Annotated in this window: 23 protein-coding genes, 1 other RNA gene and 2 other annotated features; of the genes, 2 read left to right on the forward strand and 22 right to left on the reverse strand. The window is 39.8% G+C overall.

From position 1 onward, the window contains the following. Window positions 1-215: 215 nt before the first annotated feature. From ACFQ4X_RS10375 to ACFQ4X_RS10435, 13 genes are all read right to left on the reverse strand, one after another. Window positions 216-515 (reverse strand): DUF1292 domain-containing protein, encoded by a 300-nt coding sequence (locus tag ACFQ4X_RS10375; RefSeq protein ID WP_066291247.1) that lies wholly within the window; start codon window positions 513-515, stop codon window positions 216-218. 12 nt (window positions 516-527) lie between these two features. Further along, the gene (ruvX, locus tag ACFQ4X_RS10380; protein WP_379834930.1) at window positions 528-956 is read right to left on the reverse strand and encodes a Holliday junction resolvase RuvX; all 429 of its coding nucleotides are present in this window, start codon (window positions 954-956) and stop codon (window positions 528-530) included. Beyond that, window positions 956-1,231, reverse strand: a complete 276-nt coding sequence (locus ACFQ4X_RS10385; RefSeq protein ID WP_130294733.1) for an IreB family regulatory phosphoprotein — start codon at window positions 1,229-1,231, stop codon at window positions 956-958. Before ACFQ4X_RS10385 ends, ruvX begins: the two co-directional genes overlap by 1 nt. 78 nt (window positions 1,232-1,309) lie before the next feature. Beyond that, complete coding sequence (gene alaS / locus ACFQ4X_RS10390; protein WP_379834932.1) at window positions 1,310-3,946, reverse strand: alanine--tRNA ligase; 2,637 nt, start codon at window positions 3,944-3,946, stop codon at window positions 1,310-1,312. A gap of 286 nt (window positions 3,947-4,232) precedes the next feature. Next, window positions 4,233-4,448, reverse strand: a binding site (T-box leader). 26 nt (window positions 4,449-4,474) lie between these two features. Next, on the reverse strand, window positions 4,475-5,560 hold the full coding sequence (locus ACFQ4X_RS10395; RefSeq protein ID WP_379834934.1) for an AI-2E family transporter: 1,086 nt from the start codon (window positions 5,558-5,560) through the stop codon (window positions 4,475-4,477). Window positions 5,561-5,613: 53 nt separating this feature from the next. Then, window positions 5,614-5,793, reverse strand: a complete 180-nt coding sequence (locus ACFQ4X_RS10400) for a YrzQ family protein (protein ID WP_066291262.1) — start codon at window positions 5,791-5,793, stop codon at window positions 5,614-5,616. A 34-nt stretch (window positions 5,794-5,827) separates the two neighbouring features. Further along, window positions 5,828-6,025, reverse strand: coding sequence for a hypothetical protein (locus ACFQ4X_RS10405; RefSeq protein ID WP_066291264.1), 198 nt, complete (start codon window positions 6,023-6,025; stop codon window positions 5,828-5,830). A gap of 149 nt (window positions 6,026-6,174) precedes the next feature. Further along, a complete protein-coding gene (recD2, locus tag ACFQ4X_RS10410; protein ID WP_379834936.1) occupies window positions 6,175-8,505 on the reverse strand; it encodes an SF1B family DNA helicase RecD2 in 2,331 nt (776 codons plus the stop codon). A gap of 13 nt (window positions 8,506-8,518) precedes the next feature. Beyond that, the gene (locus ACFQ4X_RS10415) at window positions 8,519-9,178 is read right to left on the reverse strand and encodes a tetratricopeptide repeat protein (protein ID WP_379834938.1); all 660 of its coding nucleotides are present in this window, start codon (window positions 9,176-9,178) and stop codon (window positions 8,519-8,521) included. 193 nt (window positions 9,179-9,371) lie between these two features. Beyond that, complete coding sequence (gene mnmA / locus ACFQ4X_RS10420) at window positions 9,372-10,499, reverse strand: tRNA 2-thiouridine(34) synthase MnmA (protein ID WP_379834939.1); 1,128 nt, start codon at window positions 10,497-10,499, stop codon at window positions 9,372-9,374. 39 nt (window positions 10,500-10,538) lie between these two features. Beyond that, complete coding sequence (locus ACFQ4X_RS10425) at window positions 10,539-11,678, reverse strand: cysteine desulfurase family protein (RefSeq protein WP_379834941.1); 1,140 nt, start codon at window positions 11,676-11,678, stop codon at window positions 10,539-10,541. Window positions 11,679-11,692: 14 nt separating this feature from the next. Beyond that, on the reverse strand, window positions 11,693-12,112 hold the full coding sequence (cymR, locus tag ACFQ4X_RS10430) for a cysteine metabolism transcriptional regulator CymR (RefSeq protein WP_379834943.1): 420 nt from the start codon (window positions 12,110-12,112) through the stop codon (window positions 11,693-11,695). Then, window positions 12,045-12,755, reverse strand: a complete 711-nt coding sequence (locus ACFQ4X_RS10435; RefSeq protein WP_379834944.1) for a YczE/YyaS/YitT family protein — start codon at window positions 12,753-12,755, stop codon at window positions 12,045-12,047. The genes cymR and ACFQ4X_RS10435 overlap by 68 nt, the downstream gene beginning before the upstream one ends. A 156-nt stretch (window positions 12,756-12,911) precedes the next feature. Between ACFQ4X_RS10435 and ACFQ4X_RS10440 the strand changes: the two genes are divergently transcribed. Together ACFQ4X_RS10440 and ACFQ4X_RS10445 are read left to right on the forward strand one after the other, a co-directional pair. Beyond that, entirely contained in the window at window positions 12,912-14,246 is a 1,335-nt protein-coding gene (locus ACFQ4X_RS10440) for an AAA family ATPase (protein ID WP_379834946.1), read from the forward strand. Between the two features lie 128 nt (window positions 14,247-14,374). Next, a complete protein-coding gene (locus ACFQ4X_RS10445) occupies window positions 14,375-15,178 on the forward strand; it encodes an RsfA family transcriptional regulator (RefSeq protein WP_379834947.1) in 804 nt (267 codons plus the stop codon). A 305-nt stretch (window positions 15,179-15,483) separates the two neighbouring features. Here ACFQ4X_RS10445 and ACFQ4X_RS10450 read toward each other — a convergent pair whose 3' ends face one another. From ACFQ4X_RS10450 to recJ, 9 genes are all read right to left on the reverse strand, one after another. Then, on the reverse strand, window positions 15,484-16,251 hold the full coding sequence (locus ACFQ4X_RS10450; protein WP_379834949.1) for a tRNA threonylcarbamoyladenosine dehydratase: 768 nt from the start codon (window positions 16,249-16,251) through the stop codon (window positions 15,484-15,486). A gap of 119 nt (window positions 16,252-16,370) precedes the next feature. Next, window positions 16,371-16,551: non-coding RNA, 6S RNA (gene ssrS / locus ACFQ4X_RS10455), on the reverse strand. Window positions 16,552-16,641: 90 nt separating this feature from the next. Then, window positions 16,642-18,420: an aspartate--tRNA ligase gene (gene aspS, locus ACFQ4X_RS10460; protein WP_379834950.1), complete on the reverse strand. Its 1,779-nt coding sequence runs from the start codon at window positions 18,418-18,420 to the stop codon at window positions 16,642-16,644. Between the two features lie 14 nt (window positions 18,421-18,434). Next, complete coding sequence (hisS, locus tag ACFQ4X_RS10465) at window positions 18,435-19,703, reverse strand: histidine--tRNA ligase (RefSeq protein WP_379834952.1); 1,269 nt, start codon at window positions 19,701-19,703, stop codon at window positions 18,435-18,437. A gap of 305 nt (window positions 19,704-20,008) precedes the next feature. Next, window positions 20,009-20,238: a binding site (T-box leader), on the reverse strand. A 45-nt stretch (window positions 20,239-20,283) separates the two neighbouring features. After that, window positions 20,284-20,457: a hypothetical protein gene (locus tag ACFQ4X_RS10470; protein WP_379834954.1), complete on the reverse strand. Its 174-nt coding sequence runs from the start codon at window positions 20,455-20,457 to the stop codon at window positions 20,284-20,286. Window positions 20,458-20,524: 67 nt separating this feature from the next. Further along, complete coding sequence (gene dtd, locus ACFQ4X_RS10475; RefSeq protein ID WP_379834955.1) at window positions 20,525-20,968, reverse strand: D-aminoacyl-tRNA deacylase; 444 nt, start codon at window positions 20,966-20,968, stop codon at window positions 20,525-20,527. 21 nt (window positions 20,969-20,989) lie between these two features. Continuing rightward, a complete protein-coding gene (locus tag ACFQ4X_RS10480; RefSeq protein WP_379834957.1) occupies window positions 20,990-23,173 on the reverse strand; it encodes a RelA/SpoT family protein in 2,184 nt (727 codons plus the stop codon). A 153-nt stretch (window positions 23,174-23,326) separates the two neighbouring features. Continuing rightward, the gene (locus ACFQ4X_RS10485; protein ID WP_130294702.1) at window positions 23,327-23,839 is read right to left on the reverse strand and encodes an adenine phosphoribosyltransferase; all 513 of its coding nucleotides are present in this window, start codon (window positions 23,837-23,839) and stop codon (window positions 23,327-23,329) included. Between the two features lie 20 nt (window positions 23,840-23,859). Beyond that, window positions 23,860-26,211, reverse strand: coding sequence for a single-stranded-DNA-specific exonuclease RecJ (gene recJ, locus ACFQ4X_RS10490; RefSeq protein WP_379834959.1), 2,352 nt, complete (start codon window positions 26,209-26,211; stop codon window positions 23,860-23,862). Window positions 26,212-26,223 lie beyond the last annotated feature (12 nt).

The raw sequence follows: 26,223 nt of genomic DNA on the forward strand, positions 1-26,223 counted from the left end.
GACCCAATCCAAAAGTTTTGGGCGTGAATCCACAAAAAAGGGTCTTGAATCCACGAGTTTTCTGCCCCAATCCAAAAATTTTACCTCTATATCCACGAGTTTGCATTCATAGACATAGTTCGACATCGGTCCGTTTTTTTTATTTGTAAAAAATTAAAAAAATTGGGGCTGCCAAAAGTAAGTTTACCTTACTTTTGGAACAGCCCCTTTAATGATTATTCAGTTTCGTACTCGTCATCTTGGAATGTATTTAACATTTCCTCGATCATATCCCACTCTTCATCTGTTTCAAGAGGGAACAAAGCAAGATCATCATCTGCTTCTCCCTTTTCTTCATAGCGGAAAGGGAATACTTCTACTTCATCCGTATCATCATCTTCTGAATCAGCTACAGGTATAGTTACCATGTATGATTTCCCAGTCTGGTCAACATCGAATTTGAATAAAACTTCAAATAGATTTTCGTCACCATTCTCATCTGGAATAATAATGCGCTCGCGTTCTTCTTTTGCCATAATAGGCTCACCTCAATTTTTATTTTTTTGGCTGTCCATATACCCTTGCAGAATAATTACAGCAGCAAGTTTATCAATAACCTGTTTGCGTTTTTTTCTGCTTACATCGGCGGATATAAGTGTACGTTCAGCTGCCATTGTAGTCAGCCTCTCATCCCATAGGATAACCGAAAGGCCAGTAAGACTTTCAAGTTCTTTTGCAAAGTTTTGACAAGCCTCACCGCTCGGACCGATCGACCCGTTCATATTCTTAGGCAGACCGACAACAATCTCGCCGATTTCATATTGAGAAATCAGCTCTTTAATTCTGTTGAAATCTTCTTCAGGATGGTTAGGACGCCGTCTAATTGTTTCTACGCCTTGAGCTGTCCAGCCAAGTAAGTCTGATACGGCAACACCAATCGTTTTTGTACCGACGTCCAATCCGAGTATTCTTGTCATTAACGGCTTCCTTCTTTTTGATTTGAAAGGTATGATTTTACGAGCTCTTCGATAAGCTCGTCCCGCTCAAGCTTACGAATCATACTTCTCGCATCATTATGGCGCGGAATATATGCCGGGTCACCTGAGAGTAAATAACCAACAATCTGGTTGATCGGGTTGTAGCCTTTATCCTGCAGGGCGTCATAAACAGAAAACAGGACAGTTTCAACATTCGTCTTATAAGCATCATCCTCGTTGAAATTAAACTTCATCGTCTTGTCCATTGAACTCACTTGCGAACACCTCTTTCTGAAGATCTCCCTTAAGGGACAAATTAGTTATTTTCTCTATTGTACATGATAGATGAACGCTTAGGAAACCGTTTTAATCAATTCAACTGCAGAATCTATGCCTTCTTCTAACTTTTCAGGGTCTTTCCCGCCTGCCTGAGCCATGTCAGGGCGGCCTCCGCCGCCTCCGCCGCAGCGAACCGCAACTTCTTTAACAAGGTTGCCTGCATGGTATCCTTTTGACACTAAATCCTTTGTAACACCTGCAACAATGTTTACTTTTCCTTGGCTTTCAGCACCTAAAATAACAATCCCGCTCTGAAGCTTGTTCTTTAAGTCGTCTACGATTGAACGCAGCCCGTTCATATCAGAAGCATTTACTTTTTTAGCGATAACAGATACTCCGTTAATCGTTTGTACTTCGTCAACAAGACTTCCGGCTTCCAGATTTCCAAGTTTAGAAGCTAATGATTCCTTTTCTTTTTGCAGCTCACGAATTTGATCGTTCAGTGCATCAATACGCTGAGGAACATCTTTAAGATTTGTTTTTAATTTTGCTGCAGTATCTTTTAACAGCTGAACTTGACCATTCATTAATCGGTAAGCTGCTTCACCCGTAACTGCTTCAATACGCCTTGTACCAGCACCAATTCCTGATTCTGATACGATTTTAAACAATCCAATCTCCGCAGTATTGTTCACATGACATCCGCCGCATAATTCCAGGCTGTAATCTCCAACTTTAACTACACGGACTGTCTCACCATATTTTTCACCGAAAAGAGCCATAGCTCCCATAGCTTTTGCTTCAGTAATATTTTTTACCATTTTTTCAACAGGGATGTTTGCCCATACTTTTTCGTTTACGATCTCTTCAATTTTCTCAAGTTCTTCGGCAGTGATGCTTCCAAAATGCGTAAAGTCAAATCGCAGTCTGCCCTCTTGAACAAGTGAGCCCGCCTGATTAACGTGTGTGCCTAGAACATCTTTTAAAGCCTGATGAAGCAAATGAGTTGCTGTATGATTTTTTACTACTTTTGCTCGTGTTTCTCTGTCAACTTGTACAGAGACTTGCATGTTATTTTCCAAAACACCTTGTTCGACAATAACTGTATGCAGATTTTGTCCATTTGGAGCTTTTTGCACATCTTTTACTCGTAACTCAAGGTTGTTTCCTGTAATTGTTCCTTGGTCAGCAATCTGACCTCCGCTTTCAGCATAGAATGGCGTTTCATCAAGAATAACCTGAGCCTCATCGCCTTCTGATACCATGGAAACACGCTCTCCGTTTTGCAGAACTTCAAGAATTCTTGCATCCCCGCTCAAGGACTCATAACCTGAAAACTCACTTTTTACAGTAATGTCTGAAAGAACGCCGCCTTGTACCTGCATGCTGTCCACTTCTTGTCTTGCAGCACGTGCACGTTCACGCTGAGCTTTCATTTCGGATTCAAAGCCTTCCAAGTCAACCTCCATTCCATTTTCTGCTGCATACTCTTGTGTTAATTCAAATGGGAATCCGAATGTATCATACAGTTTAAATGCGTCTTTACCGGAAATAATTTTATTGTTTTGTGATTTTTCTTTAGTGATCACATCTTCTAGAATAGCTAATCCTTCGTTAATTGTTTCATGGAATCTTTCTTCTTCTGTCTTTACAACTTTTTGGATAAAAGGTACTTTTTCTTTCACTTCTGGATAGAAATCAACCATGATATCAGCAACAGTAGGCACTAATTCATACATGAAAGGCTTATTGATGTTGATCTTTTTAGCAAAACGGATCGCTCTTCTAATCAAGCGTCTTAAGATGTAGCCCCTTCCCTCATTAGAAGGCAGTGCGTTATCACCAATCGCAAAGCTTACAGTACGAATATGGTCTGCGATAACTTTGAAAGCTGTATCACTTTCAGGACTGTTTCCATAAGACGTATTTGAAAGCTTCTCCGTTTCCTTAATGATCGGCAGGAAAAGGTCAGTTTCAAAATTTGTCTTCGTATCTTGAATAACAGATACCATTCTTTCAAGCCCCATGCCTGTATCGATATTCTTCTTAGGCAGTGGTGTGTATGTGCCGTCTGGATTATGGTTGAACTGAGAAAACACTAGATTCCATACTTCAAGGTATCTTTCATTCTCACCGCCAGGATATAATTCAGGATCTGACGAATCATTTCCATAAGACTCACCGCGGTCATAAAAGATCTCAGTATTCGGTCCGCTTGGGCCTTCTCCAATATCCCAGAAGTTCCCCTCTAAACGAATGATTCGTTCTTCAGGCAATCCTACCTGTTTTGTCCAAATGTCAAAAGCTTCATCATCTTCGGGGTGGATCGTAACAGAAAGTTTTTCTGGATCAAATCCGATCCATTCTTCACTCGTTAAAAACTCCCAAGCCCAGAGAATTGCTTCCACTTTAAAATAATCACCGATTGAGAAGTTGCCTAGCATTTCAAAGAAAGTATGGTGTCTTGCAGTAATCCCAACATTCTCAATATCATTTGTACGGATAGATTTTTGTGCATTTGTAATACGCGGATTCTCTGGAATCACACGGCCGTCAAAATACTTTTTAAGCGTAGCTACCCCACTGTTGATCCAAAGCAAAGTTGGGTCTTCGTGCGGAACAAGAGAAGCACTAGGCTCTACACGATGGCCTTTCTCTTGGAAAAAATCGAGGAACATTTGTCTGACTTGAGCTGAAGTCAAAGTTTTCATTGTTTTCATTCTCCTTTAAACTTTTTTAGATAGGCTTTTCTCTAAAAGATTGTTGCTTTTGGGTCATTTTTTTATTCTCTTCATTGGCAAGTTGATTGGAGCGCAAGGTGCGAGACTCCTGCGGGACGAGTGGGACAGGTGAGACTCCTAAAGGCGCAAAGCGCCAGGAGGCTCACCGCCCGCCCCGCGGAAAGCGAGTACCTGGAGCGGAAATCAACCACTTTCAAGAGCAACATAGTTTGCGAAAACAGCCTTTAGATAAAATAAAAAAACTCTCATCCCCAAAAACAGGGACGAGAGTTTGAATTCACGCGGTACCACCCTGGTTACATGCAAGAAGCATGTCACCTTGATTACAGCCTTAACGCGGCTTAACGGCAGATTTTCCTTCTGCACTCCAGAGTAGCTTTCCGTTTCCTTCTTTCTGAAACACCTTTCAGCCGGTGGATGTTTCTCTCTTTAGAAAGGACTAAAACGTACTTATCTCTTTCAACGATTTTTGTTCTTCTAGCGTTAGTATACGTTTATTTATTCTGACTTGTCAATCGGATGTTGTCTTAATCGGTGCTCCCGAATGTGTATGACAATAACTTTGATTACGCTAAATACCGGAACAGCTAAGATCATTCCAGGTACTCCCGCAATTTCACTGCCTAAAAGGAGCGAAAAGATGATAAAGACAGGATGGATATGGAGGTTTCTACCCACAATAAATGGTCCAAGAATGTTCCCTTCAATAAACTGCAATACAAGCATTATTCCTACGGTTATCCATACCATCTTCCAAGAAATCGTCAAAGCGATAAGAATGACAGGAATAGCTCCTAAAATCGGACCAAAATAAGGAATGATATCAGTAACTGCAATCACAATCCCTAATAAAATCGGATAAGGCATACCGACAATCCAAAGGGCAATCATCGCTGCAGCACCAAGAATAGCTCCTACAAACAGCTGTCCTCTTATATAGCCTCCCAGTGATTTATCTACATCTTCTAAAAGATGCTTTCCTTCATGGCGGAATCTGCGTGGTGTAATATACCACGCAGCTTTTTTTATTTTTTCAAAATCGTTCAGAAAATAAAAAACTAAAAAAGGAACTACGATAATTACGAAGAAATAATCTACAATTTTTCTTAAAGAAAAAATTGCATTCGTAAGGAGGTTTTGTGCGCTTATTTCCATTTTAACAATATATTGTTCAATTTTATAATGGACTGAATAAGGAAGGGCTGAAGTTCCTTTATCGACTTTGGATAAAAGCTCTTTGTAATCTTTTGCAAGAGCAGGCACATTTTCTAACAGCTGCTTTAATTGAACAACAAAATAAGGAAAACCCTTAAAGATGGTATAGCCTAACCCTCCAAAGAACAATAGGTATATCGTTAAAATCGCAACAAATCGCGGAACACCTTTCTCATGCACATACTCTACTAACGGATGAAGCAGATATGTAATTAGAGCGGCGAGAAAGAAAGGCAAAAAAACACCTTGAAGCGCGTTTAATAATGGGTGGTATAAAGGATTTAACTTCATGAGAAGGAATAAGCATAAAAACAGCAATAAAAGAAGCGCCAGCCGGTAAATCCACTTCATTCGATTTTCCTTTGTCATTCTTCCTCACCCTTTTTTTAAAAAACCCCGTCTTAAATAGACGGGGAATACATTTAATAAATGGCCTTTGCGATTCTTTTTCGGATTTTTTTTGCACGTCTCGATGTCCAAAGATCACCGATATCCGAAAAATTCATGTTCATTCTGGACATTCTAGACATCCTTCTGTTTCTCATCGCATATGTTGCCGCTCCAATACCAAGTGCGAAAAGAGAACTCATCGTCCTATTCATGCTTTATCACCTCGACATCAGAGTAATAAAAAATTTACGAAGTACTTTCTCTATAAGTCAGGTCATGATCTTCAAATAAATCGTCGAGTGATGTTAAAGAGCCGTCTTCTTCCACTTGATGAAGGGACAGTCTTCCTTTTTCAATGGAAAGCTCAATAAAACAGTTCCAGCAATAATACTGGTTCACCCCGATTTTCCCAATATCTTTACGGCTGCAGTTCGGACATTCCACTTGCTTTCTCTCCTTTAAATTTACTGTTACAAGGGTGTCCTGAAACTTTATAAAATATACGCCATAATTGGATTTGAAGTATTGTCCTGCCTATAGATATGAAAAAAGAAATGTCCGATAAGATGCTTTTCGTCATCCTCCGAACATTTCTAGTTTGTTTCATTAAAGAGTGTATCATTCATAAAATCTTTTTCCAGTAAGGTTTCTTGCAGACGAAGCTTAAGGCCCGAATATCTTTCTGATTCATCAGACCGCTGTACCGCCCAAGAAAATGCCTCTTGTTCTCCGCATAAAATCAGATATTCTTTACTTCTCGTAATAGCTGTATAAATCAGGTTGCGTTTAAGCATTCTATAGTAGCTTTTCACAATGGGAAGAATGACAATCGGATATTCACTGCCTTGAGATTTATGTATGGAACAGCAAAAAGCATGTGTGAAATGGTGAAATTCACTTCTTTTATACGTTACTTCAATTTCATCAAAACTTATCACAATCTGATCTTCTTTGTCTGTATTTTCCCTTGCATAAATAACAGCAACGATCTCCCCTATATCCCCATTAAAAACGTTATCTTCAGGCTGATTTACAAGCTGCAGCACCTTATCCCCTTTTCTGTAAAAAACATTAGCAACTTGCAGCTGCCGCTGTTTTTGCTTTTCAGGATTAAATAATCGCTGCAGTTCCAAATTTAACCGGTCGATTCCTACTGGACCTTTATACATAGGGGCAAGCACTTGAATATCTCTCGAAGTATACCCTTTTTTTATCGCATTTTCACAAACTTGTATGATGGCTTGAAAAACCTGCTCTCCTGAACAAGAAAAAAAGCGCCTGTCTTTTTGAGGAATAAGCAAGTCTTGCGGAAGATTCCCTTTTTTCATCTCATGTGCTAAACGAATAATTGAAGACCCTTCAGATTGTCTGTAAATATCAATCAATCGGGTTTGCGGAATATGATCTGATTCGAGCAGATCCTTTAACACTTGACCTGGTCCTACAGAAGGAAGCTGATCTTCATCTCCAACAAAAATAATTTGGATATGCTCAGGAAGTGCCTTTGAAAGTGAGTATGCAAGCCAAATATCCACCATCGACATTTCATCTACGATTAACAGCTTTCCTTCTATTGGCACATCTTCATTTTTTTCAAAGTGACCTGCGCCTCTCCATCCCAATAGACGATGAATGGTATGAGCCGGAATACCAGTAGATTCAGTCATGCGCTTTGCTGCACGTCCTGTAGGCGCAACAAGCAGGACAGGAAATGGTTCCTTTTTTCCGCGATAATCTTCTATATTTAGACTTACTCCATGTATCTCACTATAAAGTTCTACGATTCCCTTTATTACGGTGGTTTTACCTGTGCCGGGACCGCCAGTAAGTACCATTATTGAGGAAGTTAATGCTTTTTTAATGGCTTCTTTTTGACTGTTTGCGTATTTGATATTCAGACGTTTTTCTAAATTTTCCAGTTCTCTCTCAATTTGCTCAACAGGGATTTCGTAATCTGTTTTTTGACTTTGAAATAAATGATTGATTTTTTGAGCGAATCCTCGTTCAGCAAAATAAAGAGAAGGCAAATACACCACATTTTCTTTTAAAATCAATCGTTTTTCAGCTTCCATGTCTTGAATTTCCCTGAAAATACTCATCTCATCGACCGTGTTTTTCCCATCAGCTAAAAGCTTTCTTACCCCAGCAAGAAGTTCTTCAAGTGGTAGATAAGAATGTCCCAGATCAGTACCTTGATCTCTTAAAAGAAATTGACACGCCGCCTGAATACGTTCAGGATGATTCACTTGCATGCCATTGCCTTTTGCGATTTCATCTGCCCTGTGAAACCCAATACCTGGTACATCCTCAATAAGCCGGTACGGTTCGTTCTTAACAACAGATGCCGCTTCATCCTGGTACGTTTGGAAGATTTTCATCGCAAGCTGAGGACCGATTCCATATGGCTGAACTGCCATCATAACCTGATCCAACCCTCTGTTTTGCAGCAGTGCTTCATGTAGATTTTTCGCTTGTTCTTCTGTTAACTTCGGAATCTGGCTGATGTATTCTGGAGATTCTAAGAGCTTCGTGATCGCATCGTCACCCATAACCTCAACGATATGCTCAGCAGTTTTCTTGCCGATTCCTTTAAACAAGTCGCTCGATAAATATTGAATCATCGCTTCTTTGGATTGCGGCATTTCTTTTTTAAAATATTCAACCTCATACTGCTTCCCATATTTGGGATGTTCTTTAAATTTTCCAGAAAACAGGTAGAGTTCATCCTCCCTTAACGGAGGAAGTATACCCGTTATCATGACTTCCTTTTCATCATAATTTTCATTTGTCTCTTTAATTCTCACCCTTGCTACTGTATAAAGGCTTTCAGATTGATGATATACGGTGGAAATCAATGTCCCTTTTATATAACGGGATGTTTGAGACGTCTCATCCTCTAAGTTAAAGGAAGGCTGCTGTGCCATAAAGCATCCCCTTTTAATGTTTTGTACTCTTATTTTCGATATTCCTTTTGCCATTACCTGCCAAATAATGATCAGGCTGAATATCTAAAGCTTTTTCAAATGCAGCAAGAGCCTCATCGTTACGATCAAAAAAGCTCAAAGAAACACCTAAGTTATACCAGGCATCTGCATGCTTTTCATCTTGTTCCGTTACTTTTTCGAATGTATTTAAAGCAAACTTAACATCGCCGATTCTTCCCTGGCACAGTCCAAACTGGAAAAGTGCCTCATTGTCATTTGGGTTCAATTCAGTTGCTCTCATTAAGTATGGAAATGCTAGTTTGTTTTCCCCAAGTGATACGAACGACATACCCGTCATAAAATACGTATCAGCATCTTGAAGACCACCTTTAATTGCTTCTTGGAAGAGCTTAGCTGCTTTCGTAAACTGTTCGAGATGATAGCATGCAATACCTGCACCATATAGAGCAGCTGCAGCATTCTCATCAAGTGATAATGCCTTGTCAAAAAAATGTATCGCTCTTTCATGTTCATGTACGGCAGAAAGCAGATTTCCAAAATTAATATAATGAACCGGATTATGAGGATCGGCCTCAATCATTGCTTCAAGGCTTTTTGCCGCTTCTTCAAATTTCCCTTTTTTTAAGTATTCAAGTCCTTTTGAAGGCTCCATTTCTATACCCCCTCTTTATTTCCTACCAAAGTATATCAAATCAGTCCGAAAATCGCACAGAGTTTCTAGCTTATTTATCGTAAATCATAAATCTCGGATGGCGAGCATAAATGCCGCTGGATGATCTTTTATAGCAAAAAAAAGCTGGCGTTCCGAGTTATTCCAACCGAATCGCAAGCTTTTTCGCTAATTATTATAGATATGTGATAGCTTCGCCGTTTTTATAAACAGTGTCAATCGTTGCTCCGCCTAAGCAAACATCGCCATCGTAAAATACAACCGCTTGTCCCGGAGTGATCGCTCTTTGCGGTTCATCAAAGACAACGTTAAGCGTTTCGTCCTCCATCATATGCACGGTTACACCCATGTCAGGTTGGCGGTATCTGAACTTTGCTGTACATTTGAATTCAGTAGCTAAAGGTTTATCCGAAACAAAACTCGGTTTTACTGCCTTCAAACTGTCTGAATAAAGCTTGTCGTTATGGAATCCTTGTTCAACGTACAGCACGTTGTCTTTTAAATTCTTTCCGACAACGAACCAAGGATCCCCGCTCCCGCCGATTCCTAGACCATGACGCTGACCGATCGTATGATACATTAATCCGTCATGCTTTCCTTTGACTTCCCCGTCCAGTGTTTGCATCTCGCCAGGTTTTGCAGGCAAGTACTGGCTTAAGAACTCTTTAAAGTCTTTCTCACCAATAAAACAAATACCTGTGGAATCTTTTTTCTTTGCAGTAGCAAGACCTGCTTCCTCAGCAATTTTGCGAATCTCAGGCTTCTTTAGTTCACCGATCGGGAACAAGACTCTTTTAAGCTGCTCTTGTGAAAGCTGGTTAAGAAAATAGGTTTGATCCTTATTTTCATCCACACCGCGAAGCATCTTAACTTCTCCATCTATTTCAGCCACACGTGCATAGTGGCCTGTAGCTACGTAATCTGCACCTAAGTTCATGGCATGCTCTAAGAAGGCCTTGAATTTAATCTCCTTGTTGCACATCACATCAGGATTAGGTGTTCTTCCTGCTTTATATTCTTCCAAAAAGTACGTGAATACTTTATCCCAGTATTCTTTTTCAAAATTCACAGCGTAATATGGAATGCCGATCTGGTTGCAGACCGCTATCACATCGTTGTAATCTTCTGTTGCTGTGCAGACGCCATTTTCATCGGTATCATCCCAGTTTTTCATAAAGATTCCGATAACGTCATAGCCTTGCTCTCTTAGTAAAAGTGCGGCAACTGAAGAATCCACACCGCCGCTCATTCCAATAACTACTCGTGTATCTTGAGGTGCCTTTTTGTTTGATTCAGTTTGCATGCTGTCCACCTCATTTCTTCATATGACAAACATTGTAACTTATTTTGCTAAACGTTTCACGATTTTTGCTGTCTCGCGGGCAGCATATTCAATATCTTCCAATTCATTACCTAATCCAAAGCTAAATCGAACGGAAGATTTCGTACGTTCATCTTCTCCAAACATGGCAGCCAATACGTGCGAAGGCTCATGAGAACCAGCTGTACAAGCGGATCCGCTTGAAGCTGCGATACCTGCTATATCCAGATTAACTAAAAGCACTTCAGTCTTTACTCCAGGAAAACTGACATTTAAAATATGCGGCAGAAAGTATTCGTTACTGCCATTCTCTAAGTAATGAATGTTATCTTCATCCCATATTTTTTTCATCGTTTCCCGATACTTCATGTATTGTACGAAGCGTTCATCACGCTCTTTCATTGCTAAGGCTGCTGCTTTATTCAGTGCGGCGATTCCCGCGACATTCTCTGTACCAGCACGGCGTTTGCGTTCTTGCTCACCGCCAAAGCCTTGGGGAAGAAAAGGTACCGATTCTTTTACATATAGAAAGCCTGTCCCTTTTGGACTGTTGATCTTATGTCCTGACGCACTCAATAAATCGATGTTCAGTTCTGCAACATCTATCGGAATAAGTCCGTAAGCCTGAACTGCGTCAGTATGAAATATTATATTCTTATCTTTTAATAAGCTCCCGATCTCTTTAATGTCTTGTCTTGTCCCCGTTTCATTGTTGCAATACATTATAGAAACTAGGATCGTGTCTTCTCTCAGGGACGCTTTTAATTCATCAAGGGAGATCCTTCCGTTCTTATCGACTGATAAATAAGTAACTTCAAAGCCTCTCTTTTCAAGCTCATGAAAGGTATGCAGAACAGCATGATGCTCCACTCGTGTCGTGATAACATGTTTTCCTTTTTCCATTAAAGCTGAAGCTGTACCCAGTATTGCCAGGTTATCACTTTCTGTTCCCCCGCTAGTAAATATAATTTCATTGCGGGCAGCATTAATAGAAGAGGCTATAGTAGTACGAGCATCATCAAGAACTTTGCGTGCACGTCTTCCGAATTGATGTATGCTAGAAGGATTTCCAAAATGCTCCGTTAAATATGGGATCATCTCTTCGATCACTTCAGGATGAACAGGTGATGTTGCAGCGTGATCCAAATAAACGTTTTTCATGATCAGATTCCTTCCTAAATATAAAACATGTAGGCATCCTGTGTGCCTTCGTCTTCATAGTTCGCTAGATCTTCTAATGTTGTAGAATCGAGCACATCCTTTACAGCATCACGAATCTTTATCCATAGATTACGCTTTGCTGGTTCCTCATCATCCATCACTTCTACGGGTGATATTGGTCCTTCAAGTACACGGATAATGTCTCCTGCAGTTATAGTGGAAGCGTCTTTAGCTAAAATATAACCCCCGTATGCACCTCTTATACTTTTAACCAAACCTGCGTTTCTTAGCGGTGCGATAAGCTGCTCAAGATAATGTTCTGATAAACTGTGCTCTTTAGCAATCAGTTTTAAAGCGATAGGACCTTCACCTGATCTCTTTGCTAATGCCATCATGATGGTTAATCCGTATCTGCCCTTTGTTGATATTTTCATAATGTTCACTCCGTTCTAAAACAAACTTTACTGCTTTTTGACATAAAGGCAATGTTCTGCCTACGAGTGCGCCAATAGTAACACAAAATAGAATAGTTCCATAAGAGATAGGCCCTTGCAGAACCCATCCGAAAAAAAGAACAAACATCTCCATGAATAAACGAATTCTGGAAACTTTCATTCCTGACTTTTCTGTTAAAGCCAGCATTAGACTATCCCGTGGCCCTGCTCCTCGATTAGAGGAGATATACAGACCGATTCCAAATCCTAAGATTAATATTCCGATTAAAAGGTAAAACCATTTCCCTGCTAAAGTTATCGGGTTATGGAAAAAAGGAAGCCATAAATAAAAATCGATAAACAGTCCGACAAATATCATATTTAAAAAAGCTCCTGTTTGAGGAAACTTCTTTGTCAGCATCGCTGTTGCTAAAATAACGAAAAAGCCCATAATGATCGACCAAGTTCCAATCGTTAATCCAAACTGTGAAAACAGACCAATGTGAAGAACATCCCAAGGGGCACTGCCCAGTTCAGCTTTGATCATGAGAGCAATTCCAAAGGCCATTATAAATAAGCCCACAAAAAAAACAGACCACTCAAACAAAAATTTGCTCGGCCTTGATTGCTTTTGGTCTTTCATTTTCCAAATTCCTTCCTGCCTGAAGCTCTTAAAGCAACCTAAAATGATAAATCTAAAGCTTATTATAGCACGAAATAGTTTCACCTTGCATGAAGGACTGATGTATAGTATTGTCATATGACAATTAAGAACAAGTGTACGGAAGGATGAACATATATGGACTTGTTTTCCTATAAAGATGAAAGTTCTCATTCATTAAAACGACCGCTTGCCAATCGAATGCGTCCGCGGAAAATCCAAGAGTTTATCGGTCAGGAGCATATTGCTGGAAAAGGCAAGCTTTTAAGAAGAGCTATTGAAGCTGACCAGCTGACTCCTATGATATTCTTTGGTCCGCCTGGAACAGGAAAGACTACTTTGGCCAGAATCATAGCAAATTCCACATCAGCATGGTTCGAACAATTAAATGCCGTAACTTCTGGAGTTGCTGACTTAAAAGTTGTAATGAATGCAGCAAAAGAACGGCTTTTATTAGAGGATAAAAAAACAGTGTTATTTATTGATGAGATTCATCGATTCAACAAGAATCAGCAAGATGCCCTTCTTCCTTTTGTAGAAGATGGAACAGTAATATTAATCGGCGCCACAACGGAAAGCCCGATGTTTGAAATCAATCCAGCACTATTGTCAAGATCCAGGCTATTCCGATTTGAACCATTAACAGACCAACATATCGCAAAAATTATTGAGCAAGCACTGAATGATAAAGAAAGAGGATATGGAAATCACCCGGTTAAGATGGAAAAAAAAGCATTGAATCACATCGTTTCTATAGCAAACGGAGATGCCCGGACTGCACTTAATGCTGTGGAACTCGCTGTACTTACGACAAACCCGGATAAGAATGGTGATATCAATATCACACTGGAAATTGCAGAAGAATCTATCCAGCAAAGAGTTCTTCAATATGATAAAAAAGGAGACAATCATTATGATACAGTCTCTGCATTTATTAAAAGCATTCGCGGTTCAGATCCTGATGCTGCCCTATACTGGCTTGCCAAAATGATTTATGCAGGCGAAGATCCACGTTTTATTGCACGCCGTCTAATGGTTCATGCAGCAGAGGATATTGGCCTGGCTGACCCTAACGCTTTACTGGTTGCACAGGCTGCCAGCTATGCAGCTGACTTTATCGGAATGCCAGAAGCAAGAATACCGCTTGCAGAAGCAACGCTTTATTTAGCAACCGCTCCAAAAAGCAACAAAGTTATTTTAGGGATTGATAAAGCATTGGAAGCTGTAAAAAAAGAAAAAACTGGCCTTGTACCAATTCATCTTCGTGATGCTCATTATAAAGGTGCCAAAGAATTGAACCATGGCGCTGACTATAAATACCCTCATAATTTTGAGGATGGCTATGTACCGCAAGAATATTTACCACAGCACATGCTTGGAAAATCATTTTATGAACCGACTGAACGGGGCTATGAAAAAAATATTAAAAGAAGATTGGATTATTTTAATGACCGTAAGAAAAAAGGTGAGTAAATCTATCATTCTTTTAACTGTCTTATCAAACTAGCAAAATTTTTGTTCCTAAGTGTATAGGATTTTCTCTCTTTGGTAAACATGAAAATATTAAACGATATTTTTTTATAGCTAAGGAGAGGATTTACGTGTCAAAAATCAGACAGGACGCTTGGTCAGAAGAAGACGATCTGCTCTTGGCCGAAACGGTTTTGCGCCATGTCCGTGAAGGAAGTACACAGCTTCATGCCTTTGAAGAGGTTGGTGATAAATTAGAACGGACGAGTGCTGCAGTTGGTTTCAGGTGGAATGCGATCGTCAGGAAGAAATATGAACAAGCTTTAAAGATTGCTAAAAAGCAAAGAAAAGAACGTCAGCGTGCTCTAGCTAAGTCACAGCAGCAGCCGCAGCAGTCACAGTCCAAAACTGTACCGAAGCCAGCCATTCAGCCAGTTCAAACACCGCAGATGCATGATGATGAAACCTATCATCCTGAGGAATTCTTTAAAACCCCTTATACGTATGATAGAGGAGCAGCTGCATCTTCAAATGTATATGACACACAGATTGCTTCACCAACAGTAAACAATATACCAGTTGCATCTGCCAATTCTAGTTATCAAGCGCCGCAACCTAGTAAACAAGAAGAATTAACATTGGATGAAGTAATAGACTTCCTTAGCGGCTTAAAAAGAAACGGAATGTCGAGTGGAAAGCTTGTACAGGAAAACATGGAGCTTCGTTTGCAGATGAACGAATTGCTTCAGCAGAACAAGGTAATGAAAGAACAGCTTTCTGTCCTTGAGAAAGAACATCAAACTGTTCAAGAAGATTATCAAGCTCTTATTCAAATAATGGACCGAGCACGAAAGATGGTTCTGTTTCAGGATGAAGAATCAAATCAAAGCTTCCGTATGGATAAAAACGGGAACTTGGAGAAGCTGGCGAAATAAATTAGGGCTAAACTCAGATGATGAATTGTTTGAGTTTAGCCTTTTTATTTAGGTAATTCCGGAATATGCGTAATGTTTTACGGTACGTGTTCTTAAAATTTTTACACGTTCGCTCAATAAATCTAAGTTTCCACGCCAACTGCTTCGACTTTCACGCGTTTTACCTTCTATTTCACGCAAAGTCCTTTTACTCCACGCAGAAAACAAGCATTTTCACGCAAAACAAGATTAATAAATTTTAAAAAGCAGAAAAGCTGCCCTGCAAAAGTACAATCAGACGTGTACTTTACGGTCAGCTTTATAATTTATCGAATTCGTTCCACTTTTATGTTATTTTTCTCAATAATTTTATTAATTACATACCCAGCCATGTACAATCCTGATACGGATGGAACAAATGCGTTGGATGATGGGGGCATTTTAGCTTTACGGATTCCTGGTGCATTCTCAGGAACGATTTCCTGCCTGATCTCCTCACGAATCTGAATCGGTTTTTCATCTGAAAATACTACAGGAATACCTTTCGTAATTCCTTCTTTTCTAAGTCGCTGGCGAATAACCTTTGCGATTGGATCATAGCTGGTTTTAGAAATATCAGTAATTTGGAGCTTTGTTGGATCCATCTTATTTGCTACACCCATGCTTGAGATGATCGGAATCTTACGGTTAAGACATTCCTTCATTAAATGAATTTTATAAGAAATCGTATCAGATGCATCAACTACAAAATCCAAGCCGTATTCAAAAATTTGTTCATATGTTTCTTCTGTATAGAACATCTTGAGGGCGATAACTTCGCACTCAGGATTAATTAATGCAATCCTTTCTTTCATTAAATCCACTTTTGGCTGTCCTACTGTAGTAACTAGAGCATGTATTTGACGGTTGACATTGGTAATGTCTACATCGTCTTTATCAATAAGGATTAAACGTCCTACACCTGATCGGGCAAGAGCTTCTGCTGAAAATGAACCAACTCCTCCGATTCCCAGTACAGCTACAGTTGTGTTTTTTAGAACGTTAATTCCATCTTTTCCTATTGCAAGTTCATTTCTTGAAAATTGATAAAGCATAACTAATTGAAATCTCCTTTCAAAGTGCACATGAATAAAGAAAATGCATCTTTATCAGCATATCCACTTTTCAAAACAAAATCAATATGCTTACTCGGTTTAATTTAGACGCACAAAAAATGAGCCCCAAAAATGCCGTCTTCCCTTAGTTTTGAACCTGCTCTCGCAGGTGGGTGCCCTGTTTCGCATTTTGTCCGTCCCCTATCTTTCAGGGCGTGGACGCTGTGAGAAAACACAAGCTCCCAAGTAAATAATGTTGGCTCAAAACTTTCGGGTTGTTAACGGTCATCATAGGACCCATCGTTTAAATAAATACTATCATAGGAAATCATCATTTACAAGACAAAATGTGTCTTTGTAAAAAACAATTCTTATTTTTCTAAATTTTCATTAATTTGACTCTTGCTTTAATTTTAAACCTAAATGAAGCTCATCCAGTTGCTTTTCATTTACAGGTGATGGAGCATTTGTCAGAAGACATGATGCGGATGCTGTTTTAGGGAATGCAATGGTGTCTCTTAAGTTAGTTCTTCCTGCCAGCAGCATCACCATACGGTCCAGACCAAGTGCTATACCGCCGTGTGGTGGGGTACCATATTCAAAAGCATCAAGAAGGAAACCAAATTCCTCGCGAGCACCTTCTTCACTAAATCCTAATGTTTTAAACATTTTTTCCTGTACATCACGTTCGTAAATACGCTGTGACCCTCCGCCTAACTCATATCCGTTAAGAACTAGGTCATATGCTTGTGCTCTAACTTCTGATGGATCTGAATCCATTAAATGAAGATCTTCAGTCTTTGGCATTGTAAAAGGATGGTGCAATGCAACATAGCGCTCTGCATCCTCATCATACTCTACAAGCGGGAAGTCAACGACCCATAAGAAGTTGAATTTTGACTGATCAATTAATCCCAGGTCTTTTCCTAATTTTTGACGAAGAGCTCCGAGACTATCTGCTACAACAGAAGACTTATCCGCTACAAACAGAAGCAAATCTCCTTCTTCAGCATTTAATGCATTTGTAAGATTAGCTGCATCTTCTTCGTTAAAGAACTTAGAGATTGGACCTTTCAAACCGTCCGCTTCCACTTTCATCCATGCAAGACCTTTAGCTCCATATCGAGCCGTAAACTCAGTAAGACCATCAATGTCTTTTCTGGAATAATCAGCAGCTTTTCCTTTTACATTGATCGCTTTAACTTTTCCACCGTTTTCAACAGCAGCAGCAAATACTTTAAAACCAGATTGCTTTACAACATCAGAAACATTGATGAGTTCAAGTCCAAAACGAGTATCAGGCTTATCTGAACCATAACGGTCCATCGCTTCTTTGTAAGTCATTCTCGGGAAAGGTTTTGGAATATCCGCACCTTTCACTTTTTTTACTAATCCTGTCATCATTTCTTCCATCATTGAAAGAAGCGCTTCCTGTCCCATGAACGATGTTTCGATATCGACTTGAGTAAATTCAGGCTGACGGTCTGCACGCAGATCCTCATCTCTAAAACAGCGAACGATTTGATAATATTTTTCAAACCCTGAAACCATTAAAAGCTGTTTAAATAATTGAGGTGATTGCGGCAAAGCATAAAATTCTCCAGGATGTACACGGCTTGGCACAAGATAGTCACGTGCTCCTTCAGGTGTGCTTTTCGTAAGCATCGGAGTTTCCATTTCCATGAATTCTTCTGTTTCTAAAAAGTTACGGATATAACGGGTAACTTCGTGTCTCATTTTCAAAGTTTCCTGCATTACTGGACGCCGAAGGTCTAAGTAACGATATTTTAAACGTATATCTTCATTCAGTTCAATATCTTCACTAATGGAAAAAGGAGGTGTTTTCGCACTGTTTAAGATTTTAATTTCTTCTCCTGAAATTTCAATCTTACCTGTGTCCATTGCAGGGTTCACCGTACTTTGATCTCTTTCTAGAACCGTTCCTGTAACCGTGAGTACATATTCACTTCTTACGTTCTCAGCTGTTTCCAAAGCTTCAGCAGAAACTTCAGGTGAAATTACGATTTGCACGATCCCTGATCGGTCACGCAGGTCGATAAAGATCAGTCCGCCAAGATCGCGTCTTTTTTGCACCCAGCCAGTTATTGTTACTTTTTCACCAATATATTGTTCAGTAATTTTTCCGCATTGATGTGTGCGATATTCCATAAGATGTATCCTCCTTATTTTCCTTGCTTAACAAAAGTGCTCAATTCCTCTATACGAACCTCTTTTTGTTCCCCGGATTCCATATTCTTCACGTTAATAATTCCTTTAGAGAGTTCTTCTTCCCCTAAAATAGCTACAAATCTTACTTTTAAGCGGTCCGCTGCTTTAAACTGTGCTTTCATTTTTTTATCTAAGTAATCTTTATCACTTTTTATTCCAGCTTTCCGGAGGTCATTTAAGATAGAAACTGACTTTTTCTTTGCCTCGTCTCCAAGTGCGACAACATAACAATCTAGGTCTTCCTCAGTTTCTAATGTGATGCCTTCAGCCTCAAGTGCTAATAGAAGGCGTTCGAGACTCATCGCAAAACCGATGCTTGGCGTTGCAGGGCCGCCTAAGTCTTCAACAAGACCATTGTATCTTCCTCCGCCGCTTAATGTTGTTATTGCACCAAAGCCCTCAGCTTCGCTCATAATTTCAAATGCTGTGTGATTATAGTAATCTAGACCCCTCACTAGTGTTGGATCGATTACATATTGAATGTTCATATCATCTAATGATGTTTTTACTTGATCAAAATAGCTTTTAGATTCTTCATTTAAATACTCTAAAATAGAAGGTGCCGTCTTCATAAGTTCGTGATTGCGGTCTTTTTTACAGTCAAGAATACGAAGCGGATTTTTTGTTAAGCGGTTTTGACAATCAGAACAAAACTCTTCAATTCTTGGTTCGAAGTGAGCAATTAATGCATCTTTATGAGCCTTTCTGCTATCTGCGTCACCAAGTGTATTTATCACTAATCGAAGTTTCTTCAATCCGAGTTCTTGATAAACCGTCATAGCGAGGGAAATAACCTCTGCGTCTATCGCTGGATCAGCTGAACCCATTGCCTCAATCCCGAATTGAACGAACTGGCGGTAGCGTCCTGCCTGTGGTCTTTCATAGCGGAACATCGGCTGGATGTAATAAAGCTTTACAGGCTGGCCTGGAAGTCCGAACATCTTATTTTCAACGTAAGATCGTGTTACTGGTGCCGTTCCTTCTGGACGAAGAGTTAAACTTCTGTCTCCTCGGTCCGTGAACGTATACATTTCTTTTTGAACGATATCTGTAGAATCCCCTACTCCTCTTTGAAACAAATCAGTATGCTCAAAAACAGGTGTGCGGATTTCTTTATAATTAAATCTTGCAGATACTTCTTTTGCTTTTCTCTCAATTATCTGCCACTTTTCCACTTCTCCTGGGAGAATATCTTTCGTTCCCCTTGGAATATTAATACTCATTTCGTTTCATCCTCCCGAATGTTAATTAAAATTAATTAAAAATAAAAGGCTGTTTTCGCAAACTTTGTTGCTCTTGGAAGTGGTTGACTTCCGTTCCAGGATGCTCGCTTTCCGCGGGGCGGGCGGTGAGCCTCCTTGCGCTTTGCGCCATTAGTAGTCTCACCTGTCCCACTCATCCCGCAGGAGTCTCGCACCTTGCACTCCAGCCAACTTGTCAATGAAGATATAAAAAATATCCAAAAACAACAATCTTTTAGATAAGAGCAAATAAAAAAACTCCCATCCCTCATGAAATCAACGATTTCATAAGGGACGGGAGTTCCCGCGGTGCCACCCTGCTTCGAAGCAAAAAATGCTTCCTCATTTTGCAAGTAACGATTGCCCACGTGTAACTCTACTGAGGTTTAAACTAACCGTTCGAATTAAAACCTATGAAGTGTCTTTCACTTTATCATCAGGTAGAAATGCTTTCAGCCGAGGCATCTCCTCTCTAACCCTGTGGGGTAAAGATACTTTTCTTCGTCATCAGTTTTATCATTTTGGAATTGTAGACTATCATACTTTTCAAAGGGGCTTTATGTCAATAGTTTTCTCGTTTTATTTTTTTCTTTAGCTGATTGACCTGATAAAGATCCAACCCGAATTCTTCAGCAAGCTCCATGTTGTTTGCCGATTTTTCTAAAGAAATAAAATCATGAAAACTTACCTGTTTCCATTGTGATATTCCTTCAATGCCCTTGCGATTCTGTCTCATAAAAAACTCCTCCGCCTTTTTTGGTTAGTCTGTCCATCAAGGCGAAGGTTTCATTCATTTCTTTTTCTTAAACTCTAGAATCAATGATTAATGTCACTGGACCGTCATTAGTGAATTCAACATCCATCATCGCACCAAAAACACCCGTTTGGACATGGACTCCTAATGTCTTTATCTTTTCATTGAAATAATCATAAATTTGTTTAGCATGGTCCGGCTTAGCAGCCTCCATAAAATTCGGCCTTCTGCCCTTTTTCGTATCCCCATATAACGTAAATTGTGAAATCGAAAGGATACTGCCTTCTGTATCTTTTAATGATAGATTCATCTTGCCGTTTTCATCTTCAAAGATACGTAAATTAATAATTTTTTCAGCTAAATAATCAGCGTCTTTTTCTGTATCTTCATGTGTGACGCCTACCAAAAGCATCAAGCCTCTGTCTATTTGCCCTTTTACTTCAGAATCTACAGAAACAGCTGCATTTTTGGCTCGCTGAAGCACTATTTTCATATTGAGGTCACTTCCCTATACCTATTGCATAATACGTCTTACTGCATAAATGTCTGGGATCCGCTTAATACGTTCAACTACTTTTTGCAAATGACTAACATTGTGAATTGAAATAGACATACTGATTGTGGCCATCTTATTTCGGTCTGATTTCCCGCTTACAGCCGTAATGTTTGTCTTTGTTTCGGCAACAGCGTGAAGGACTTCATTAAGCAGACCACGTCTGTCAAATCCATTAATCTCAATGTCAACATTATAATTCTTCGGCTGCTCAAGATTGCCTTCCCATTCAACAGGTAGCAATCGTACTTGTGCATCTTCATTGTGGACGTTGACACAATCTTCACGATGGACAGAAACGCCTCGCCCTTTTGTGATATAACCGACAATTTCATCACCAGGAACTGGATTGCAGCATTTAGATAGACGAATCAGCATGTTATCGATGCCTTTTACAACGATGCCGGAGTCCGTTCTTCGTTTTACTTCAGGCTTATCTGCCGAATCCCTGATTGCATCCAGGAGTTCGGAATTATCAGGATCCTGCTCTTTTTTACGTCGGACTTTATCGGTTAAGCGAGTAGCGATTTGTGCTGCGGTAATGCCATTATATCCGACAGCAGCATACATATCTTCGTCGCCTGCAAAGTTATATTTTTGAGCTACATATTGCAGATTTTCAGTTGTGAAAATTTCTTTTAAATCATAGCCGCGGTTCTTGATTTCTTTTTCAACAAGCTCTTTCCCTTTAGCTACGTTTTCCTCTCTTTTCTCACGTTTAAACCATTGGCGGATCTTATTCTTTGCATGAGAACTTTGCGTAATCTTAAGCCAATCCTGGCTGGGACCATAGGAATGTTTGCTCGTTAAGATCTCAATAATATCTCCGGTTTTCAAGCGGTAATCAAGTGTAACCATCTTTCCGTTTACTTTGGCACCAATACACCTGTTTCCGATCTCGGTATGAATGCGGTAAGCAAAGTCAATCGGTACAGACCCAGACGGCAGTTCATAAACATCCCCTTTAGGGGTGAAAACAAAGACCATGTCTGAGAATAGGTCCACTTTTAACGATTCCATAAACTCTTCCGCATCAACAACATCGTTCTGCCATTCTAATATTTCACGGAACCAAGTCAGTTTATTTTCAAAAGAGCTGACAGGAGCCTTTGTAGCTCCCTCTTTATAAGCCCAGTGTGCAGCAATCCCGTATTCTGCTACACGGTGCATATCTGAAGTACGGATCTGGACTTCCAGAGGATCGCCTTTTGGTCCGATTACAGTAGTATGCAGTGACTGATACATATTTGCTTTAGGCATAGCTATATAGTCTTTAAAACGGCCAGGCATCGGCTTATAGCATGTATGAATAATACCTAGTGCCGCATAGCAGTCTTTAATATTTTGAACGATAATCCGAACAGCGAGAAGATCATAGATCTCATTAAACTGTTTACCTTGCTTCGCCATCTTCCGATAAATGCTGTATATATGCTTCGGTCTTCCAGAAATATCAACGGTAATCTGGACTTCCTTCAGCTTGGATTTCATCTCGTCCATAACTTGCTGAACATACTCTTCACGCTCAGCCCGTTTCTGCTGCATCAAATTAACAATCCTATAATATTGCTGAGGATTTAGGTATCTCAAAGAAACATCTTCTAATTCCCACTTAATCGTCGAAATACCGAGACGATGAGCGAGCGGAGCGAAGATTTCCAAAGTTTCGTTCGCTTTTTGTATCTGTTTTTCTTTTGGCATATGTTTTAGCGTACGCATGTTATGAAGCCGGTCAGCGAGCTTAATTAAAATACAGCGTATATCCTGCGCCATCGCAACAAACATTTTTCTATGGTTCTCTGCTTGCTGCTCTTCTTTGGATTTAAACTTAATCTTTTTAAGTTTTGTAACACCATCAACCAGCATTGCCACTTCTTCGTTAAATTGATTAGAAATGTCCTTTAATGTGATGGACGTGTCCTCAACAACATCATGAAGAAAACCTGCTGCTACTGTTACAGGATCCATTTGCAGGTTCACCAGAATACCCGCTACTTCAACGGGATGGTGGATATACGGCTCTCCGGATTTACGGAATTGTCCTTCGTGCGCACTTTTTGCGTATTCATAAGCCTTTGTTATAAAAGCGATATCGTCTTTTGACAGATAGCTTTCCGCTTTTTGCAACACTTGCTCAATCGTCATGGAATCACCTTACGTTGTCATTGTATATTGCTTCTATTATCGTTAAATTGAACCCTCATGTAAAGTGAAAAACGAAATTTGTCGAATGAATGGGCAATTTTTGTGACAGGAATGTAAAAAAGAGCACAAAACTAGTGCTCTTTCTCTTTAAACTTAGTATTGGGTTAATGTGAAAATATCATAACCATTAAGCTTGCTGCGGCCATCTAAATATGTTAATTCAATCATAAATGCAATCCCTGCAACAATTCCACCAAGCTCTTCAACAAGCTTGATCGTTGCTTCGATCGTTCCGCCAGTTGCCAGCAAGTCGTCAGTAATTAAAACTTTTTGTCCTGGCTTGATAGCATCTTTATGCATTGTAAGTACATCCTTACCATACTCAAGACCATAATCAACTTTGATCACTTCACGGGGAAGCTTGCCTTCTTTACGAACTGGAACAAATCCTAATCCAAGCGTGTATGCAACCGGACAGCCTACAATAAAACCTCGTGCTTCAGGTCCGACAATAACATCAACATCTTTTTCTTTTGCATATTCTGCAATATCGTCCATCGCTTTTTTATATACAGCTCCATCTGACATAAGAGAGGTAATATCTTTGAAGCGAATACCTTCGATAGGAAAATCATTTACTACTGAAATATACGGCTTATAATCCATGAATCTTTGCCTCCTGAAAATTACAAACTCGCTTTTGGACGAGCTTGCTCTGTAAACCAGCTTTTTAATGAATGATAGGAAGAATAAACGAGCTGATTTTCTATATCTGCCTGTTCAAACTTATTCTGATAAGTTTCAGAGCTATCAAGTTCTCTTTTTCCTGGTTCACTATTTATTGTAATTACACCATCGTCTATTGTAACAAAATCCAGCTCAAAAAACACCTGTGACATAAATTCTATTGTTTCTTTAGACCAGCCTTTCCATCTTGCCAGTTCTGTTCCATCTTTCTGAACATCGAATTTTTTTCTTTTAGCCAAGAAACCGTAGTACCATTTAAAATGCTCTCGTGTCGGCAGTGTTGTAAAAAAGTGATCTGCGTTTTGGTGAAAAACAGCATAGATCCTGGCCGGTTCACCTTTTGTTTCAAGTATTTCAGCAAACTTTGCAAGTGAGTAAGGAACATCTAAAAGGACAATATACTTATTTTGAAAACTGTTATTTGGGAGTCCTGCTAATTCTTTTCCATTTATTGTTTGCGAAGACAAGCTCTCCAATCCCAGCTCTGTCAAAGTATTATCGTTAAATGTTATATAATGTGTTTTTGCTGTTGGCAGATCCTTTAGCCTTTTTCCTGCATCTTTTAAACCGCGATAATCAAACAGCTGAAAATGTGGAACTGAAAGGTCTTCCAGCAGCATTTGAGGTTTTCTGTATCCGTTCCATTCGTTCAACTGTATTTGGCCAACAAGTGAAAGTATGGAGTAAGGCGTCATCTCATCAAGTAAATGGCCTTTTTGAAATCCAATACAATCCAGGACAGACATCTCGCCATTTCCGACTTGTAATTTTAGATGGTTAGACTGACTCCCTATTTTTTTCATCTCGCGGACCGGCACTTGATCAATAAGCACCCTCGGCGAAGGATTTCCGATACCAAATGGAGCCAGCGTACTAAGCATTTCCACGGTATCTAAAGAAATCTCATCTAAAGAAGCTGTTAGATCGATCATCGTCACTGGCAAGAAATCTTCTGGTTTTAGAATTTCTTTCGCCTGCTTTACTAACCGCTCTCTTAGTTCCCCAACATCATCAAGAGCCAATGTCATACCTGCTGCCATCGGATGCCCTCCAAAGTGAGGCAGGATGTCGCGGGACTCAGAAAGATTTTCAAACATATCAAAGCCTTGTATGCTTCGTGCTGACCCTTTTGCCGTTCCTTTTTCCGGGTCTAAACACAACACGATGGTCGGGCGGTAGAATTTCTCTACAAGCCTTGATGCAACGATCCCGATTACCCCTGGATTCCAGCCCTCTTTCGCAAGAACAAGCACTTCATTCTCTTCAGGAGGAAAACTCTCTTCTACCATGGCAATCGCTTCTTTCGTTATTTCATTTACGATCGCCTGGCGTTCTTTATTAACAGAATCAATTTCTTCAGCAAGCATGGCTGATTGGTCACGATCATTTGAAGTAAACAACTCAACTACAGGCATCGCTGATCCGAGCCTGCCTGCAGCATTCACTCGAGGACCAACAGCAAATCCAACATCTTCTGCTGTTAATTCTTTTTCATAGAGCCCTGCAACTTTTAAAAGTTCCTGCAATCCTATTTTGTCTGTTTTTGATAAAGCTTCAATTCCGAGCTTAGCTATAATTCTATTTTCATCTACCAAAGGAACAAGATCTGCAATTGTTCCTATACATGCATAATCCAGCAAGTGCATTGGAGGGTTTCCATGTAATGCATGAGCTACTTTAAACGCAACACCAACACCTGCAAGACCAGAAAATGGATATGTACAACCAGGCTTTTTAGGGTTAATGATGCTATAAGCGTCTGGCAATACAGGGGGGGCCTCGTGATGATCGGTAATAATGAAATCAAGCCCAATCTCTTTTGCAACTGCAGCTTCATGAACAGCTGAAATTCCGGTATCAACTGTAACCACAAGTGTATATCCGTCTTCCTTTGCTTTTCTTAACGCTGGCTCATTTGGACCATAGCCTTCTGTAAACCGGTTTGGAATATAATAGTTGAAATCGGCACCTAATTCTTTAAGTGCATAATACATAACGGTTGTACTGCTTACACCGTCTGCATCATAGTCACCAAAAATAAGAATCTTTTCATTCGATTCAACCGCTTTATGTATCCGATCAACACTCTCTTTCATTCCATCTAATAAAAATGGATCATGAAATTGATTTGTATCTATTTTCAAAAAAGCTTGAGCTTTCTCTATAGAATCTATTCCTCGTATCGCTAATAGATTTGCAATCAATAGCGGAATATCCATTTCTTGCGACAACCATTTTGCCTTTTCTTCCGAAGTTTCTTGAATCTTCCACCTCGTTCTTGGCTCCAGCATAAAAATCACCTC

It is taken from the genome of Fictibacillus halophilus (assembly GCF_042680145.1).
GTDB lineage: Bacteria > Bacillota > Bacilli > Bacillales > Fictibacillaceae > Fictibacillus > Fictibacillus halophilus_A.

Excerpts from the sequence above, each read along its gene's own strand:
- ACFQ4X_RS10375 (WP_066291247.1), bottom strand. The coding sequence starts at position 515 with ATGGCAAAAGAAGAACGCGAGCGCATTATTATTCCAGATGAGAATGGT.
- ruvX (WP_379834930.1), bottom strand. The coding sequence starts at position 956 with ATGACAAGAATACTCGGATTGGACGTCGGTACAAAAACGATTGGTGTT.
- alaS (WP_379834932.1), bottom strand. The coding sequence starts at position 3,946 with ATGAAAACTTTGACTTCAGCTCAAGTCAGACAAATGTTCCTCGATTTT.
- ACFQ4X_RS10395 (WP_379834934.1), bottom strand. The coding sequence starts at position 5,560 with ATGACAAAGGAAAATCGAATGAAGTGGATTTACCGGCTGGCGCTTCTT.
- ACFQ4X_RS10400 (WP_066291262.1), bottom strand. The coding sequence starts at position 5,793 with ATGAATAGGACGATGAGTTCTCTTTTCGCACTTGGTATTGGAGCGGCA.
- recD2 (WP_379834936.1), bottom strand. The coding sequence starts at position 8,505 with ATGGCACAGCAGCCTTCCTTTAACTTAGAGGATGAGACGTCTCAAACA.
- ACFQ4X_RS10415 (WP_379834938.1), bottom strand. The coding sequence starts at position 9,178 with ATGGAGCCTTCAAAAGGACTTGAATACTTAAAAAAAGGGAAATTTGAA.
- mnmA (WP_379834939.1), bottom strand. The coding sequence starts at position 10,499 with ATGCAAACTGAATCAAACAAAAAGGCACCTCAAGATACACGAGTAGTT.
- ACFQ4X_RS10425 (WP_379834941.1), bottom strand. The coding sequence starts at position 11,678 with ATGAAAAACGTTTATTTGGATCACGCTGCAACATCACCTGTTCATCCT.
- cymR (WP_379834943.1), bottom strand. The coding sequence starts at position 12,112 with ATGAAAATATCAACAAAGGGCAGATACGGATTAACCATCATGATGGCA.
- ACFQ4X_RS10435 (WP_379834944.1), bottom strand. The coding sequence starts at position 12,755 with ATGAAAGACCAAAAGCAATCAAGGCCGAGCAAATTTTTGTTTGAGTGG.
- ACFQ4X_RS10440 (WP_379834946.1), top strand. The coding sequence starts at position 12,912 with ATGGACTTGTTTTCCTATAAAGATGAAAGTTCTCATTCATTAAAACGA.
- ACFQ4X_RS10450 (WP_379834949.1), bottom strand. The coding sequence starts at position 16,251 with ATGCTTTATCAATTTTCAAGAAATGAACTTGCAATAGGAAAAGATGGA.
- aspS (WP_379834950.1), bottom strand. The coding sequence starts at position 18,420 with ATGGAATATCGCACACATCAATGCGGAAAAATTACTGAACAATATATT.
- hisS (WP_379834952.1), bottom strand. The coding sequence starts at position 19,703 with ATGAGTATTAATATTCCAAGGGGAACGAAAGATATTCTCCCAGGAGAA.
- ACFQ4X_RS10470 (WP_379834954.1), bottom strand. The coding sequence starts at position 20,457 with ATGAGACAGAATCGCAAGGGCATTGAAGGAATATCACAATGGAAACAG.
- dtd (WP_379834955.1), bottom strand. The coding sequence starts at position 20,968 with ATGAAAATAGTGCTTCAGCGAGCCAAAAATGCAGCTGTTTCTGTAGAT.
- ACFQ4X_RS10480 (WP_379834957.1), bottom strand. The coding sequence starts at position 23,173 with ATGACGATTGAGCAAGTGTTGCAAAAAGCGGAAAGCTATCTGTCAAAA.
- ACFQ4X_RS10485 (WP_130294702.1), bottom strand. The coding sequence starts at position 23,839 with ATGGATTATAAGCCGTATATTTCAGTAGTAAATGATTTTCCTATCGAA.
- recJ (WP_379834959.1), bottom strand. The coding sequence starts at position 26,211 with ATGCTGGAGCCAAGAACGAGGTGGAAGATTCAAGAAACTTCGGAAGAA.